This window comes from Wukongibacter baidiensis (assembly GCF_050888315.1).
GTDB classification, from domain to species: Bacteria; Bacillota; Clostridia; order Peptostreptococcales; family Caminicellaceae; genus Wukongibacter; species Wukongibacter baidiensis.
This window is the reverse complement of record NZ_CP138202.1, coordinates 4,995,832-5,012,842: the sequence shown is the minus strand read 5'-3', so window position 1 is coordinate 5,012,842 and position 17,011 is coordinate 4,995,832. Positions and strand designations below refer to the sequence as shown.

Below are 17,011 nucleotides of genomic sequence, written 5' to 3'. Positions count from 1 at the left end.
CTTTTATTATATCACATAGGTGGTTTTTATCACCCAAAATTACAATTTCATAAACTTGTCTTAGATATCACTAAAAAATATTTCTAATCAACATCCTAGAAAATTATATTAAAGTCTAATATCTGTCCACTCTCCCTTTTGACAATCAACGTTATACATAGTTCCATTGATTTTTATCTGATAGCTAGAAACTCTTTCTGATTTTACTTCTACTTTTTCAGCCTTACCGTTCTTCCATATGGCCTTCACTTCGTAACCTCCTCTTGTGCATAACCCTTCAAAGGAACCTTCATTTAGCTCCTTAGGTAATGAAGGAAGAACTTCAATGTAGTCATTATGAGATTGAAGTAACATCTCTGCAATACCCGCCGTAAAACCATAGTTCCCATCGATCTGAAAAGGTGGATGACTACTGAGCCCATTTCTAATCAAAGAGTGCTTCTGATATTTCTCAATCATCTCTCCTGCCATCTTTTTATCTCTGAGCCTTGCATAAAGAAGCATAACCCATGCACAGCTCCAACTGGTGTGACCGCCTCCATGTTCCAATCTTGTTTCTATGGACTTGCTACATGCCTTTAACAGCTTCTCATCCTCATCTGTATTGATTCTTGTCCCCGGATAGAGTCCGAAAAGATGTGAAATATGCCTATGCCCCATATCCCTCTCCTTGAAATCTTTGTGCCACTCTTGAATGCGACCATCTTCAGTGATCTGATATGGAAATAGTTTTTCCTTTGCTGCCCTTAACTCTTTAGCAAAGTCTTCATCCGATAAATTCAGCTCTTTCATAGCCCTTTCACATTGATCAAATAACTCCCACATGATTGAAATATCCATAGTTGATCCCTTTACTACACAAGATCTTTTCTCATCTCCATTGTTCTTTTCCTTATAAAAAAAGGCATTTTCTGGGGAGGTAGATGGTGCGGTGGTCAATTTCCCTTCTTCCTCGATACACCAGTCTAAGCAAAATTCTGCTGCTCCCTTCATGATAGAATAGACTCCTTTTAAGAACTCTTGGTCACCTGTAAAACGATAATGTTCATAAAGATGAGTAGTAAGCCACGGACCTCCTAAAGGCCAAAAAGCATATTGTGCATTACCACTTACAGGCAATGTTTGATGCCATAAATCAGTATTATGATGTGCCGTCCACCCTCGGCATCCAAGACCTCTTGCAGCAACGTCTCCTTTCCTTGCTAAATCCTTTACAAGTTTCACAAGAGGTTCCATGCACTCTGAAAGTTTTGTAACATCTACTAGCCAATAGTTCATTTGAGTGTTAATATTAATGGTATAATTGCTACACCAAGGCGCTTGAAGTAAGTTATTCCAAATTCCCTGAAGATTGGTTGCCTGAGATTTTGGACTAGAACCACTTACAACGAGGTAACGACCAAACTGGAATAATTCTTCTACTAAAGATAGGTCAAAGCCCTCACTAGTACTCTCTCTCATCTTGATGATACGCTGGTCTGTAGGTAACATATCATCTTTCTTTTTACCAAAAGCAACGTGAACTCTATTCATTAATTTGCTAAAATATTTAACATGATCCTCCTTTATAGTTTCGTAACCCTTTCTCATGGCACTTTTTATGATTTCTTCACACTCTTTAATAGGAACACGGTGAGAATCCTTTGATGCTGTATCTGCATCTATAAAATTAGTCTTACAAGCAATAAAAATTGTAGCCTCAGTTCCGTTCTGTATTGAAAGAGTGTTACCATTTGTCATCACAGTACCATCTGTCTGGACCCTTATCACCGTTCCAAACTTAATTCCCTCTTCATCTTCGCCATAGACAAGGGGTTCTTCACTGCTATCGTATATAGGGTCAGCATGTATAGGTACTTCTCCTTCACAATAGATATACTCCCACGGTGCATTCATTTCATGCTTTAATAAACTATCAAAGTCAAGCAAACATCTGATCCCCGCAAAGCGGCTAGATGTGAGATGAATAATCATCACATCGTCGACTTCTGAACAGAAATATTCCCTTTTATACTCCACTCCTTCATGTTTGTAGGAAAGATTCACAATACCCCTTTCCATATCAAGCTCGTTCTTATAATCATCGACTAAGCCTTTGTGTCCAAAATCCATAAAAATAGTACCTAAAGGCATATAGCTCTGGGTCCAATGACCAAGCATATGCTCGTTAATATACCTATTACATTCATAATATTCTTCCTTATCTAATAAATCCCTCACCTTTGGAAGATGGTGTTGCACATCGTATGTTTCTTGATCTAACGGTTTTCCCGACCATAGGGTTTCTTCATTAAGTCCAATAACCTCCTTATCGCAACGACCAAAGACCATTCCTCCAAAGGAACCGTTCCCTATTGGCAATGCTTCCTCCCATTTATATGCTGGCTTGCTTATCATTAATCTCATTTTTCTTGTCATAGATTCTATTCCTCCTCGTATAATGAAGTTAATAAATCAATTCTATAAAACAGCCTCTTTCCAAGCTTTTAACGTTGATAAATAGAAGCGGAGGTTGTAGTATGTATATCTTTATAGCTTGGACACCTATACACCTTATTGGTATTTTTGTATATTCAAAACATACAAAAGAGACAGAAAAATGGACATAGCTTGTGTGCTATGTCTTTTTAACCTTGTATTTATCTGAGCAAATTACATAATTACTCCCCTAAAAAACTTGCTACTACATATAGTCTTACAAGCCCTAGAGCCATACTATATATATCATTCAATTGTGCCAAGTAATAACTATTCAATTTCTTCATCTAATATAAATTCAATATCTACTATGTTTTCCTTATAAGTATATTTATAATTGATACTGAATTTATTAAACCATAACTTAACAAGATTCTGATAAGTAGGCTTCATTTTCTATAATCTTACTTTTGTACCGTTTCCGAAATAAATGTTCTATTGTCTACAGCTATACAACACCCTTTTTAAGTATAATATTTGCATATAATGCCCTTTCATTGGTAGCAATAACAGCATAAGCTTTCTTTGCTTTTTCATAAAAGTCAAATCTTTCTATCATATCAAATTCTTTAAAATCATCGTATTCCTTAGCTATGATTTCTCTATATTTTTCCCAAATAGTTGGTTTTGTTTGATCTCCTTTCACGACCTCCATTAGTCCTACAGGATAGGGTGTATAGGTATCTAAAGGGAAAAATTTTATAATTGCTTCTAATAAGCTTGGTACATCAGAACCATCACATCGCACTACTCTCTGACCCATTGACTCTGCTGGAAAGTTTCCATCTGCTATTACGATCTCATCACCATGACCCATTTCCATCAGTATTTTCATTAGCTGTGGAGGTATGATTTTAGGTATTCCTTTTAGCATTTTCTATTTCTCCTTCTTTCATTAATTGCTTCATATCTTTATTCTCCTCTATACTAAAGTAATCATAAATATCTTAATATTTCTTATATAAATCATAACGTAACTTAAGGTTAAACTTTTATATTTATATTACTCAACAACCTCAGCCCCATGTATTCCATCTAGACATATCATTCTTTCTATAACTTCAGTTGTACTTGAATTTCTGGGAAGTTTAGCTATTATTAAGACGCCAACCATAGCTTCGTCTATATCTTCTAGCTTAATGTTTGCGATAGATATATTCATTCTACCAAGTTCTGTTCCTATTTTACCGATTTGACCTAATTTATTTTCCGTGACAATTTTAAAATATACCTCATTATGTTTTTTGCTTACATATTGCTGAACCTTTGAAAAGAAAAATAATATGATAAACGCTAAGATAGTTACAATACTTGAGCCTGAATAAAAACCGCTGCCTACTGCCAGACCTATACATGCTACTGCCCATATGCTTGCTGCGGTGGTTAACCCCTTTACCGTTAGGCCTTCTCTTAGTATTGTCCCTGCTCCTAGAAAACCTATACCGCTGACTACTTGAGCTCCTAGCCTAGCCGGGTCTATACTTGCTACAGTGCTGTATTGGTTAAACATTAGTATTCCTGTTAACATTACTAAGGTTGATCCCATACATACTAGTATATGTGTTCTAAGTCCAGCGGGCCTGTTTATGCTTTCTCTTTCCATTCCTATTATTCCACCTAAGAAACATGACAAAATGATTCTAGTGAATATGTCTGATACGCTCAGCATGGGTAATCAACCCCTTTCTGTATGGTTTTTCTTTTTCCTATTCTTCTAGCTTCTTTAGGGATGTTAGCAGATTTACATACTTTACTCCTAGTAAATCATGGTACTCTTTGTAAAGTGAAAAGGCTTTCTGATATTTTTTATGGCGCTTTTGATCTGGGTAATAGGTTACAGCAGGCTTTGCTGACATTTCTTTTGCTGCTGTATATATGTCTTTGTATCCTCCTGCTTCTTCTCCTGCTGCTACGGCTCCATACATGGCTGAGCCAAGGGCACAGGCCTGCTCACAGTCTGATACGTGGATTGGTCTGTTTATTATGTCTGCATAGATTTGCATCATTAGTTTGTTTTTTGTTGCTATGCCTCCTGTGGCGTAGAGCTGATTTATGAAGACCTTTGATGATGTGAATTGATCTATTATAATTTTTGTTCCAAAGGCCGTTGCTTCTATGAGGGCTCTGTAGAGCTGCTCTGGTTTTGTTGTTAGCTTTAGTCCAAGGAATACTCCGCTTAATTCTGAGTTGTTAAGGATAGAACGGTTACCATTCCACCAGTCTAGGGCTAATATTCCACCTGAGCCCGGTGGAAGCTGCTGAGCTTTATTCTCTAGGTAGCTATGAATGCTCTTGCTGGCTTTTTCTGCTTCTTTGTAGTATGACGGTGGTATGCAGTTTTCTAGCAGCCATTCAAAGTGCCCCCCTACGCAGCTCTGTCCTGCTTCATAGCCTACCATTCCCGGTAATATTCCATCTTCTACGACTCCCGATATCCCCGGTACCATGTGTTCTTCATTGGATACTAACATATGACAGGTTGATGTTCCCATTATCATCATCATGTCTCCGTCCTTTACTGCTCCTATTGCTGGTACTGCTACGTGGGCATCTATGTTGGCTACGCCTACTGGTGTGCCTTGTTCTAGTCCGTATTCCTTTGCTGCTGCTTCTGTTAAGACACCTGCTGTTGTTCCTACGGAGTGTACCCTCTTATCTACCTTTGTTTTGTAGTATTCTCCTAGGTCTTGGTGGAGGGATTTTAGGAATTCTTTTTCCGGGTATCCTTCTTTTTTACTCCATAGAGCTTTGTATCCTGCTGCGCAGCTGTTTCTGGCTTCTTTTCCTGTTAGGTGCTGTACTATCCAGTCTCCTGCTTCTATGAATCTATGCATTTTATGGTAGATTTCTGGGTCTTCCTTTAGGATTTGAAGGGCTTTTGGCAGCATCCACTCCGAGGAGATTTTTCCTCCATATCTTTTTATGAAGCCTTCACCGGTTTTGTCTGCTATTTCGTTTATTAGGTCTGCTTCCTTCTGGGCTGCATGGTGCTGCCACAGCTTAACCCATGCGTGGGGCCTTTTTGTATATTCTTTTTTTAGACAAAGGGGGATTCCCTCTTCATCTATTGGCATTACTGTACTTGCTGTGAAGTCTACGCCTATTCCTATGATTTGCTCCGGTGATACCTCTCTTTCTCCTAGGACTGCTGGTATTGCTTTTTTTAGTACCTGAAGGTAGTCGCCGGGGTGCTGGAGGGCCCAGTCCTGTGGTAATGGATCTGGGCTTGTTGGTATTTGGCTTCTCATAACTCCGTTAGGATAGTCTACTACATGGCTTGCTTCTATATTTCCATTTGTGATGTCTACTAATACTACTCGTCCCGATAGGGACCCATAGTCTATTCCTAGTGTGTATTTTTTCATGCCATCACCCCCTATTTGTATAATGGGCCGTAGGTTTTACATGCCCTATAGTCTGATCCTTCTATATCCATTCCAAATGATCTCCAAGCCGATGGTCTAAAAATTTCTTCTTCTTTTACGTTGTGCATTGATACTGGTATTCTAAGCATTGATGCCAGTGTTATTAGCTCTTTTCCTATGTGTCCGTAGCTGATGGCTCCGTGGTTTGCACCCCAGTTTAGCATTACTGTATATACATCCTTGAAGGGGCCCTTGCCTGTGGTTCTTGGTACAAACCATGTTGTTGGCCATGTTGGGTTTGTACGGTCATCTAGTTTTTTGTGTACTTCATCCGGTAGGTTTATTGCGTATCCTTCTGCTATTTGTATTACGGGACCTAGGCCGTCTACTAGGTTTATTCTGCTCATGGTAACTGGCATTTCTCCCTGTGTTCTGAAGCAGGATGAGTATCCGCCTCCTCTGAAGTATCCCATGTCTGCACTGCACCAGGTTGTTGCTTCAAGGCAAGAATTCACTTCATCATCACTTATTTCCCAGTAGGCTTTCATTGCTGGTTTTCCATCTTTTTTCTGCTCTCCTGTTGCATCTAGGCAGGTTGAGCCCGAGTTTATTAGGTGGATAAAGCCATCCTTAGCCAATCCCTGCAGCGGATACCCCGTAACTCTTTCTACTGCTTCTGGGCTCCAGTATGTACGCACGTCGGAGAACATCTGGGCTGTATTTGTAAGTAGGTTTCCAAACAGCATGGATACTCCGTTTAGGCAGTCATTTTCTGTGGCTACAATGTAGGGCTCCCTAATTCCGTTCCAGTCAAAAGATGAGTTGAGTATGGCTTCAGAGAAGTCTCCATTTGGCATGAAGTCAGTCCACTGCCTTTGTCCTTGGAAGCCCGATGCTATGGCATTGTGTCCCTCGGCTTCTTCTTGGTATCCAAGCTCACAAAGCTTTGGGTTTCCTACCATTAGATCCCTCATGATCAGTGTCATTTTTACTACGGTTTCCCAGTCCTTATCCTTTTCTTCTCGGCTCTTTATTTTACTTTCTTCATTTACTTCACGGCCCTCTTTGCAGTTTTCCTTTGTCCATTTAAGAGCTTTTTCATATTCCTTCGGGTCATAGATGTTATGGTTTAATCTTCTAGTTACCTCTGACATATCTACGTATTCGTTTCTCATTCCCAGGTATTTTGCAAAGAAGCTTGGATCTATTATTGATCCTGCTATACCCATGGATACGCTTCCTATTGACAGGTAGGATTTTCCCTTCATCATTGCTACTGCTAAGCCTGCCCTTGCAAAACTTAGAAGCTTTTCCTTTACGTCATCTGGTATTGACTGGTCATCTTTGTCTTGAACCTCTCGTCCGTATATACCAAAGGCAGGATTACCTGACTGGGTATGCCCTGCAAGGGCTGCGGCTAGATATACGGCTCCCGGTCTTTCTGTTCCATTAAATCCCCATATTGCCTTTGGTATTGCTAGGCTGGTATCTATTGTTTCTGTTCCATAGCACCAGCATGGGGTAACTGTTATGGTACAGCCAACGTGCTCTTCTTCAAATAGCATTTGGCATTTGGCTGCCTCCGAAGCCCCTCCTATTGTAAACTCAGGAATTATACACTCTACCGGTTCTCCCGTTGGGTACTTAAGCTCTGTCTCGATAAGCTCTGCTACGGCCCTTGCCATAGTAATTGTCTGGTTTTCTAGGGATTCCCTAACCCCCTGTCTACGTCCGTCTATTACTGGTCTTATTCCTATCTTTGGTAAGAAACCATGTAATCTTTTTATCATATATTATCTCTCCTTAAATTATATTTTTCAATAATTTTATTAACAAAATAATACTGAATATAACCCCATAAACCAATTTTGATAATTAACAAGCTATGAAATTTAGTAATTAGTAAATATAGCATTGTAATAAAACCAAGGGTCCTAATAATATGTCCGAAACCAACTCTTAAAGATATTTTTATAATTTCTGTAAGTTTAAATCTTTTTAGAATCATTAATGGGTAACCATATATGAAAAGGATTAGGGCAAAGCATATGGCTATCAACTGCATACCATAGAAATAACCTGATAAATTGCCCATTTCACTAATATGCTGTATATTACGAATAGCAATTGCTATGATAGAAGTAATAATTAAGAACAATGGAGTTGCCAATAAAAAATGATAACTGAAGGCTTTATAGTATGCTTTAAAGGTAACACTATTTTTATCCTTTTCTACTTGACCAATTGTATCTAACATGGATGCAGTGGCTGCACCCATAGTTATAATAGGTAAACTAAAAATTATCCATAAAATATTCAAGTACATCATGTTAAAAATAATATTGCCAATTCTTTCAAATCTTTGTAAAGACAACATACCCTTCATAGCAACTACCTCCAATGATATAGGGATTACTTTTCTTCAAGAACAATCATCTGATGTCCATGTATTTTTGGAACATTATAATAAATTATGCCTTCTTTATATTCAAAAGGAATCTCCTGCATCTGGGGTGCTAGGTAGACCTTTTTTATTTCCTTTGATAATCTAATTCTAATAGGTATATCGTAGAGCTGTAATAAGTCCTCTACCACAGAAACACTACCTTTTTGAATAGGTGATGCATATACTATATGGTGAATAATACGTTTTTCATTCTCTTGTGACCTTAAGGAAGTAAAGCACTGGGCTGGTAAACTAACCTCAAGGGTTTTATTATCTGCCAACAGAATATCTAAGGCCTTATGAATCATAGCTTTTAAATGATAGCTTCCTAATTTCCCATAGTCTTTAAAGATCTCCCATGCAATATAAATTCCATGATTGCTTTTTACAAAAGCATCATATGCCTTTATTTTTCTATTAGGGGTATGCATATGGGAACAAAAGTGTATAACTTCTCTATTAAAATAAGATTCTTCACAAATCCCTAAGGATTTACCAGTTGTTGCTTCAACCCTATAACCTTGTTCATACATCACAAAGGACGCCTGCCTTAAATTATCTATTTCAGGGTTTGGTTTAAAATAGCTCGGCTTATATTCGTCTACCCCTAAATACTTGACTCCCATATCTATAGCAAATGCTGTTTGTTCCTCATTCAAACCGGAAGCTCCCGTTGCAAGAATTTTACCGCCTTTTTCTAAAAAATCATGAATTTTGCCACTGAGATCGTCATTTATAACCACTTCATCGGGTAAAATCAATACCTTATAGGCATTAAAATCTGCCTCAACGTCTACAATATCAAACAAGTAGTGACCCTCTTGAAGGATTCTTAGAGCACCTAAATCTGAATATGGTACACCCTCGGGACCACCGAATACACTGCTGATTGATTTTTTAGTTGCCTCTATTGATAGAAATGCAATATCTGAGATTTGCTTTGTATTTTTACAGTATGACTCTTTTTCTTCCACAAGCCTATATGCTTCACCAATTAAATGGTAAGTAGCTTCATCCATTAAACTGTCAGGATGCATTTGATCACCTATAGAGCAATAGGCTCCATGGGCTAATGCTAATGATGTTTCATATATTAAAGCATTTGGATGCTTATAACCGCCAAACTCACCCCAATTTGTATGAAACTTACCGGTCATAGATAAATATGGCTTATCTAGGGTTTCTGCATATCTTGCAGAAAGTGGAAAATGGTCATAGCCATAGTTTCCAGTAGGCAGAGATTCCAATTCCAAGTGAGTATTCATTCCTGCTAAGTCTCTTCTACCTCTAATTAAATGACCAGAGTTATGGAAAATTCTCATATTTGGACGGTGCTTTTCAACGACCTCTTTTACCTTATCCGTATAGTTTTTATAAACACTTTCAGCTAATTCTAAAACAGCTTCAATATTACGGGGTGATTTGCCCTCATCAATCAATTGCCTCATACAGTTTTGACAATAACACGGCCTAACACCAACTATATCTAGCCATATACCCTCTGTTTCATAGTTAATCACGACTTCTTCAATTTGGTCTAGTAATACATCTAAATAAGGGCTATTCATACAAAAGAGATGGTATCCAGGAGTTAAAAAATCTTCTACCCAGGTTGTAGATTCGTCCTTATGTCTAAAAAGCCAATCGGGATGTTTTCTTGCAATCTTTTCATCTAGGCCCGCTGATATATAAGTTTGAACACCAACACCAATTTCCTTAGCAGCTTCTACCATCTCACCAAACAGATCAAAGCTAAGATGTGGATGCATAATATTCTTTTCAGTAGGATGATAGGCCCATCCGTGATGGCATTTAGCAAATAAGTTAATAGAGCCAACATGCCCATCTTGTAATGATTTTTGAAATTGCTCCTTAGAAAAATTCTTTCCAATTTCTTCGATATTTTCCGATGTATGAAAATCTAAGTGAATTTGTCTAAAATCTAAGTCCTTCATAATACTTCACCGCCATATAATTTATAGTTAAGTATTTTTATCCCCTTAATAATATCTTCATGGGAATTTTTATCATCCACTTCAATCACTTTAATAGGAATTTCTTTAATAATATCTAAATATAAATCGATTTGATCTCCCTTTGTGTAGGGAACCCAATGGTCAACCACTCCAATGGTATCATGAATATGCGCTCCATAAATTTTGTCTTTGATTGCCCTTATACCTTCAAAGTCATCGAACATCCCAAGGTTTTTCATAGCTATGCCATGACCGATATCAAGCCAAAAATAAAGAGGAGCATCATTAAGCTTTTTATAGATATAGTTCATATCATCAAATGTAGGTATTTGATGGCACATTGCTCTATTTTCAATGGCTAAAACAACATCATAACCCTTCTTTTCTATATAATCACAGACCTCTTCAACACTCTTAACAATCAAATCACAATACTTAGCTCTTTCTTTTTTTCTATGATCCATCATTTCTTCAAATAGTTTATTATACTTGCTAGACCCCTTTAACCCTTGATTATACAATTCCTTAAGTAATTTATCATAGAATAGACCCTCTGGGTTAGGTATTTCACTTGGATGAATAACTACTGCCTTTGCAGCGTACCTATGGGCATAATCAACACTTGTTTTTGTCAATTCAACCGCTTGTTTTCTTAATTTTTCATCGGGGTAGCCTAATAGTAGAGAATCTGTATCAAATGTTTTCCCCTCTACATGTGGAAAAACATTGTGAATGCTACTTATATTTATCTTTCCTCGCTCTAAATATGACTCAATATCAGCCAGCATTTCTTTCGTAATTTGATAGTTCAGCTCGAATGTATTAAACCCTAAACCTATCAATTCATCTAGTAGCATTTTTCCCGTTGCACCCTTTAAACGTCGCTTCCAATTATACATTGTGGATATACTAAGTTGCTGATAAAACGATGTCATGCTTAAGTATCCCCCTTATTTTATTGATTGACAATAGACGTTAATTCAGCCTATTCAATCCCAATAATTTTATAGGTTTCATTTTCTTTTGTCTTAAAAGTATATAATTGTTCCGTTACAGTTTCTGAAACAATCTCGTTCTGACTATTTAGTATTACTATTGGACTGGATGATCTTATTGAGCAAACACCTTGTCTTTTGGAGTTAATACTTCCATTTTTTATACATCCATTTGACCATTCAAGCTCAAACTCATAACCGCCTCTAGCTTTGATTCCTTTAAAAGAACCATTCTGTAATGCCTTTGGTAGTGCTGGAAGTAAGTGAATTATATTATCATGGCTTTGAATCATCATTTCAACAAGCCCTGCAACAAGGCCAAAATTCCCATCAATCTGCATAGGTGGATGTAGGTTTAAAAGATTAGTATATGAGGATCTACCAATCAGAGTCTGAATCCATTGATAGGCTTTTTCACCATCCAAAAGTCTTGCCCACATACTAATCAACCATGCACAGCTCCATCCAGTATAACCACCGCCATAGGCTTCTCTTCTCAGTAAAGATTTTTTTGAAGCTTCTGCAAGTTCTGGAGTTTTAAAGTGAGAAATCTGCTTCCCAGGGTAAAGCCCAAATAAATGGGACTGGTGCTTATGACCCGGTGTTTTTTCTTCAAAATCCTCTAACCATTCTTGAATCTGTCCATGTCTTCCTATCTTATATGCTGGCAGTTTTTTAAGGACACTTAATAGCGTCATTTTGTAGTCATCATCAATCTTTAATATGTCACATGCCTTAACAAGATTTTCAAACAAGTCTCTTATAATTCCCATATCCATTGTGGTTGCAACACTCACACTGCAAGACATTTTTTCATCTGGAGTTAAAAACATATTCTCAGGAGATGTGGATGGAGCCGTTACCAGCTGACCCTTTTCATCTTCTACCAACCAATCTAGTACAAATTCTGAAGCACCCTTCATCAAAGGATATGCACGTTCCCTTAAAAAGTCTTCATCTAGAGTATAAGCATACCTCTCCCAAAGATGTTGACAAAGCCATGGTCCTCCCATTGGCCAAAAAGAATGCCGGCACTTACCAGGTTTAGGATCTGTTTCACCTCGAGGGTTTGTATTACGCCATAGATCTACATTATGATGAACAGCCCAGCCTTTGCAGCCATAGACTTCTGCCAAAGCTCTTCCAGTATCAGAAAGCTCTTCAATCATCTTAAAAAGCGGTTCATGGCACTCAGAAAGGTTTGTACTCTCAGCTAACCAATAATTCATTTGAGTATTAATATTGATAGTATAATTACTTGCCCAATATGGTCTTCTACCTGAATTCCAAAGTCCTTGTAAATGCGTTGGCTGAGTGCCTGGTCTTGATGATATGATTTTTAGATACCTACCATAATGAAACATTAATTCCACCATATCTGTATCAACTCGACCATCGAATTCTTTTAGTCTTTTATCTATAGGAATATCTGATATTTCTTTTCCATTAAAACTAACATCTACACTCTTAAATAAATTTTGATAATCTTCTAAATGCTCATTAAATAGTGTCTGATAGTCTAATTCCAACATATTATCTATTATCTTTTTGCAAATCAACTTATAATCTTTACCGTCTTTCACAGGATCCTTATCAAAACCGTTAAAGCTAGTAGCAGAGGTTATCAGACAAATTACTTCACTGGCATCTTCCACCCAAAGCATCTGATCCTTTATGTAAGCCTTCCCATCTGTACTACTTACTGATAATGAAAACTGAAATCTTATACCCTCTTCCTCATTAATAATAAAGGTTGGTTTCTTTTTCGAGCCATGCTGCTCTACATGGGCTGGTGCAGTACCATTTAAAGCAATAGTATGTTTATTAATCTCTTCAAAAGACCAGTTTTGCAAACTACTAAGCCTGATTTTCATATTTATTTTTTGCTTTGAACAATTGAACTTCATGACAAATCCATCATGCTTGTAGGATGCAAAGATTTCTCGTTCGTATTTGCATCCATCAACTTCATAAATACTTCTTAAAATGGAATTATTTAAATCTAAATATCGTTTATAATTCTCTATAGCTCCGAGATGATTCATATCAAAGTAAATATCACCCATTGGTTGGAAGGATTCGTTCCACGGTCCCATCATTTCGGTCTCTAAGATTTTTTGGGCTTCAATGTAGTTCTTGTTAAAAAGCTGTTCTCTCACTCTATTTAAGGGTTCTTCCATATTATTGTAAGGTCTTTTATAGGGCATCCCGGACCACAAAGTATCTTCATTTAGCTTAATATGTTCATACAACGGGTCTGAATAGACCATTCCACCCATTCTACCGTTTCCAATGGGAAGAGCTTCATTCCAGTTCTTAGCATGTGTATTATAATGAATTATTCTATTTTTTGTCATTTCTACCTCCAACTAACCTTTTGTAGACCCAAGCATTATGCCTGATACAAAATATTTCTGTACGAATGGGTATATAATTAACAATGGAATTATAGCAATAACAACACCTGCCATTTGGGTATTTTTTGTTATACCAGTTACTGCTGCTGCACCATCAGATGTTATAACGAGAGATTTTAACGCTAATTGTAACGTAAACTTATCGGGGGTATTCAAGAATAAAACTGCCTCCATAAAATGATTCCACCTATCTACAAATTGAAAAAGTGTCACTGTTGCTATACCGGGCTTTGCCAGTGGTAGATAAATCTTGATAAGCATTTGAAGCTCAGTTGCACCATCAATATAGGCCGATTCCCCTATTGATTTTGGTATACCCTCAAAAAAGTTCTTTAGTAGAATAACTGAATAGGCTGTAATGGTTCCCGTAAGAATAATTGCCAATAACTTATTTAGCAAATGTAATTTTTTATATTGAATATATATTGGTATCATTATGTTTTGTATCGGGATCATCATAGTAATAAGAATAAACAACATAAATGCTTTTTTACCCCAAAATTCATGACGAGCCAAAATGTATGCTGTTAGGCAACAAAATGTTACGTGAAGAAATGTTCCTACCACAGTTACATAAATATTGTTTAAAAGAGGTCTTAATATCTTAACTTCTCTAAAAAGTGTTTCATAACCCTCTAAGCTGAACGGCTTTGGCCATAGGACAATGCCAGTTGACATAGAATTCATATTTGTTGAAAATGATATTGCAAAGGTATTAAGTATTGGAATAATCATTGACATAGAGAGAATGATAAGAAACAAAATATTACATACTTCAAAGATTTTTCTAGATTTTGATCTATATTGCTTATTCATCTATATCACCACCCCTTTTTCTTTTCACAACAAACTCTAAAATTCCTATCAATGTTAACGTTATCAATATCATTATCACTGCAATGGCTGATGAGTAATCTAATCTCAAATCCCTTAGCCCCCTTTTAAAGGTATAGGTCATAACAACCTCTGTTTTATCTAATACGGCAGGATTAGATAGGACATTAGACTGGGTAAACATCCTTAGGTTTGCAATTAAGTTAAGCATAAAAACAACCTTTACAGTACTCATAATCGAAGGGATAGTAATGCTGAAAACCTGTCGCAATCTATTAGCCCCGTCAATGTATGCTGCTTCATATAGGTGGGGATCAATGGATGTTAATGCTGCCAAGATGATAACACAACCATAACCCATGGTCTTCCAAGTGTTTAAAAAAACAAATATTGGCTGAATCCATACACTTGATGTCATGAAATGTATCCTCTCATAACCAAATATCTCAATGAGATTATTCACCAATCCCCTATCAGGTGCCAAAAGGCTAATCCATATACCACCTACAGCAACCCATGAAAAAAGGTGAGGTGTATAGACAATAGTTTGGCTAATCTTTTTGAATCTCGTCTGTAGCACTTCGTTTAAAAGTATTGCAATTAATACTTGAGACGTTATACCAAATAATAGATTACCGGTTGTAAAAGTCAAAGTATTTCTAAAGGCTTCCCAAAATAAACTATCTCCAAGGATAGAAGCATAATGCTTTAATCCAACAAATTGACTTTCTCCAAAAAATGCATAATCGTGTAAGCTTATTTTAAATCCATTAATTAATGGTATATATGTGAATATCAATAGATATATAAATGCAGGTAAAAGATATGGATAGATTCCCCTTTTTTCCCAAATAGCTTTGACCGTTACTTCTAACTTTTCTTTGAGTTTTGAACCAGCATTTATTTCTTTTTGTGGTTGAGAATCTACGATCATTTGATGTCACCTCCGAAATTTGTTATATATTTAGACTGCCTAAAAATTAAGGCAGTCTATAGTATTTAATCGATCATATTTTCAGCTTTCATTTCTTTTTGCATTGCTTTAACGGCTTCTTCGCCTGAGATTTCTCCCATAATTGCTTTCATTGCATATTTATCTACTATGTCTTTAGCTCCCTTTGAATGCTGAGTTAACATTTCTGGCTTTGCATACTTCAGTACAACTTCTCTAGCTTCAGGTGTACCCATAGCTTCACCAAGTGGATTCTTCCACTTCAAGGACTTAGGTGTCATAGAACCATGGTTCATTCCGTGACCTTGTCCGATTTCAGTTAACTTATACTCAGTGTTCTCAACGGTATAGTCATGTCCTTCGATACCTAAAGTTGTTAACATATTCCCCTCTTGAGTATGAAGGAATTCAAGAGCCTTAAATGCAAAGTCTTTATTCTTACTATTTCTATTTATAACGAATAAACCATCTTGACCAGCAGTCAAGATTGCATTACCATTTTCATCTAATGGAGGTGCAATACCTTTCATTTCAAAGATTGTATTTGGATCATCACCTCTTGCGATTTCATTAAATTGACCTGCCCAAGCATCCCAATAAGTAAACATACCTGCTCTAGATGAGAAAATTAACTCTCTACAATTTGAGCTTGAGTTTGTTGCAATATTTGGATCTAATATACCTTCTTTATAAAGCTTAGCTAACCAATCATAGATTACAGCAGCCTTATCAGATGCCCAAGGATAGTACAATTTGTGATTGTCATCATATGCAAATCCTGGAACAAGACCTTGAGTACTCATAAATGGTTGAATATCATATGTTTTCTTCATTGTAAAACCATAGGTATCATCTTTTCCATTACCGTCAGGATCCATTGTAGTAAATGCTTTTAGCATCTCATAATATCCATCTAGAGTTGTAGGTGGTTTTATGTTTAGCTTTTGAAGCCAATCCCCTCTAACTAATGGTAGACGTCCACCTTCATACTTTGTAAATACAGCGTAGATTTCACCATCGACTCTACGGATTCTATCCCATTCCTTTGGATCAATTATACTCGGATCGCTTAATACTTCTGATTCTTCAATGTAGCTTGTTATTGGTTCAAATACACCCATCTTAAAGAATTTCTCAAAATCATCTGCATTTAAGTAGAAGACATCATAATCATCACCAGCAGCTATAGCAGCAGCTACCTTTTCTGAATATTCATTACCTTCAAACTTTTGCATTTCAATATCTACACCTGAAGCTTCAGAAAATGCCTTAACCCAAAGTTCGTGTTCTTCTGGGTCTTTCCCTCCAGTAATTGATGCAAATATCTTAACAGGAGCTTCTTGCTTCTTTTCTTCTTGAGCAACTTCATTTGTTTGATTCTCAACCTCACTTTTAGTCACTTCACTATCAGTTTTTTTATTACTACACCCAGTAAAAGCACTTATAGCAAGTATCAAACATAAAACTAACACTAAACCTTTCTTATTTATGAAACTCATAAGATCCTCCTTCTTGTTATCTTTTTTATTTGCTTATTGCAGATATTTC

Annotated in this window: 12 protein-coding genes; all 12 read right to left on the bottom strand. The window is 36.8% G+C overall.

The window, feature by feature from the left end; genetic code table 11:
• Window positions 1–108: 108 nt before the first annotated feature.
• The 12 genes from R9X47_RS22600 to R9X47_RS22545 all read right to left on the bottom strand — a co-directional run bounded on the left by R9X47_RS22600 (window position 109) and on the right by R9X47_RS22545 (window position 16,962).
• Window positions 109–2,418, bottom strand: a complete 2,310-nt coding sequence (locus R9X47_RS22600; protein ID WP_432663345.1) for a glycoside hydrolase family 95 protein — start codon at window positions 2,416–2,418, stop codon at window positions 109–111.
• Between the two features lie 508 nt (window positions 2,419–2,926).
• Window positions 2,927–3,352 carry an L-fucose mutarotase gene (fucU, locus tag R9X47_RS22595; protein ID WP_432663344.1) on the bottom strand — a complete coding sequence of 142 codons (426 nt, stop codon included), beginning with the start codon at window positions 3,350–3,352 and terminating at the stop codon, window positions 2,927–2,929.
• A gap of 129 nt (window positions 3,353–3,481) precedes the next feature.
• Window positions 3,482–4,081 (bottom strand): MgtC/SapB family protein, encoded by a 600-nt coding sequence (locus R9X47_RS22590; RefSeq protein ID WP_432663343.1) that lies wholly within the window; start codon window positions 4,079–4,081, stop codon window positions 3,482–3,484.
• 103 nt (window positions 4,082–4,184) lie between these two features.
• Entirely contained in the window at window positions 4,185–5,843 is a 1,659-nt protein-coding gene (locus tag R9X47_RS22585; protein ID WP_432663342.1) for a ribulokinase, read from the bottom strand.
• Between the two features lie 11 nt (window positions 5,844–5,854).
• Window positions 5,855–7,633: an L-fucose isomerase gene (locus R9X47_RS22580; RefSeq protein WP_432663341.1), complete on the bottom strand. Its 1,779-nt coding sequence runs from the start codon at window positions 7,631–7,633 to the stop codon at window positions 5,855–5,857.
• Entirely contained in the window at window positions 7,630–8,229 is a 600-nt protein-coding gene (locus tag R9X47_RS22575) for a DUF624 domain-containing protein (RefSeq protein WP_432663340.1), read from the bottom strand. The genes R9X47_RS22580 and R9X47_RS22575 overlap by 4 nt, the downstream gene beginning before the upstream one ends.
• 26 nt (window positions 8,230–8,255) lie before the next feature.
• Window positions 8,256–10,244 carry a beta-galactosidase trimerization domain-containing protein gene (locus tag R9X47_RS22570; RefSeq protein WP_432663339.1) on the bottom strand — a complete coding sequence of 663 codons (1,989 nt, stop codon included), beginning with the start codon at window positions 10,242–10,244 and terminating at the stop codon, window positions 8,256–8,258.
• Complete coding sequence (locus tag R9X47_RS22565; RefSeq protein WP_432663338.1) at window positions 10,241–11,200, bottom strand: sugar phosphate isomerase/epimerase family protein; 960 nt, start codon at window positions 11,198–11,200, stop codon at window positions 10,241–10,243. The genes R9X47_RS22570 and R9X47_RS22565 overlap by 4 nt, the downstream gene beginning before the upstream one ends.
• 50 nt (window positions 11,201–11,250) lie before the next feature.
• A complete protein-coding gene (locus R9X47_RS22560) occupies window positions 11,251–13,617 on the bottom strand; it encodes a glycoside hydrolase family 95 protein (protein ID WP_432663337.1) in 2,367 nt (788 codons plus the stop codon).
• A 12-nt stretch (window positions 13,618–13,629) separates the two neighbouring features.
• On the bottom strand, window positions 13,630–14,493 hold the full coding sequence (locus R9X47_RS22555) for a carbohydrate ABC transporter permease (RefSeq protein ID WP_432663336.1): 864 nt from the start codon (window positions 14,491–14,493) through the stop codon (window positions 13,630–13,632).
• Window positions 14,486–15,445: an ABC transporter permease subunit gene (locus R9X47_RS22550; protein ID WP_432663335.1), complete on the bottom strand. Its 960-nt coding sequence runs from the start codon at window positions 15,443–15,445 to the stop codon at window positions 14,486–14,488. The genes R9X47_RS22555 and R9X47_RS22550 overlap by 8 nt, the downstream gene beginning before the upstream one ends.
• Before the next feature lie 65 nt (window positions 15,446–15,510).
• Complete coding sequence (locus R9X47_RS22545) at window positions 15,511–16,962, bottom strand: extracellular solute-binding protein (protein WP_432663334.1); 1,452 nt, start codon at window positions 16,960–16,962, stop codon at window positions 15,511–15,513.
• Between the last annotated feature and the right edge of the window lie 49 nt (window positions 16,963–17,011).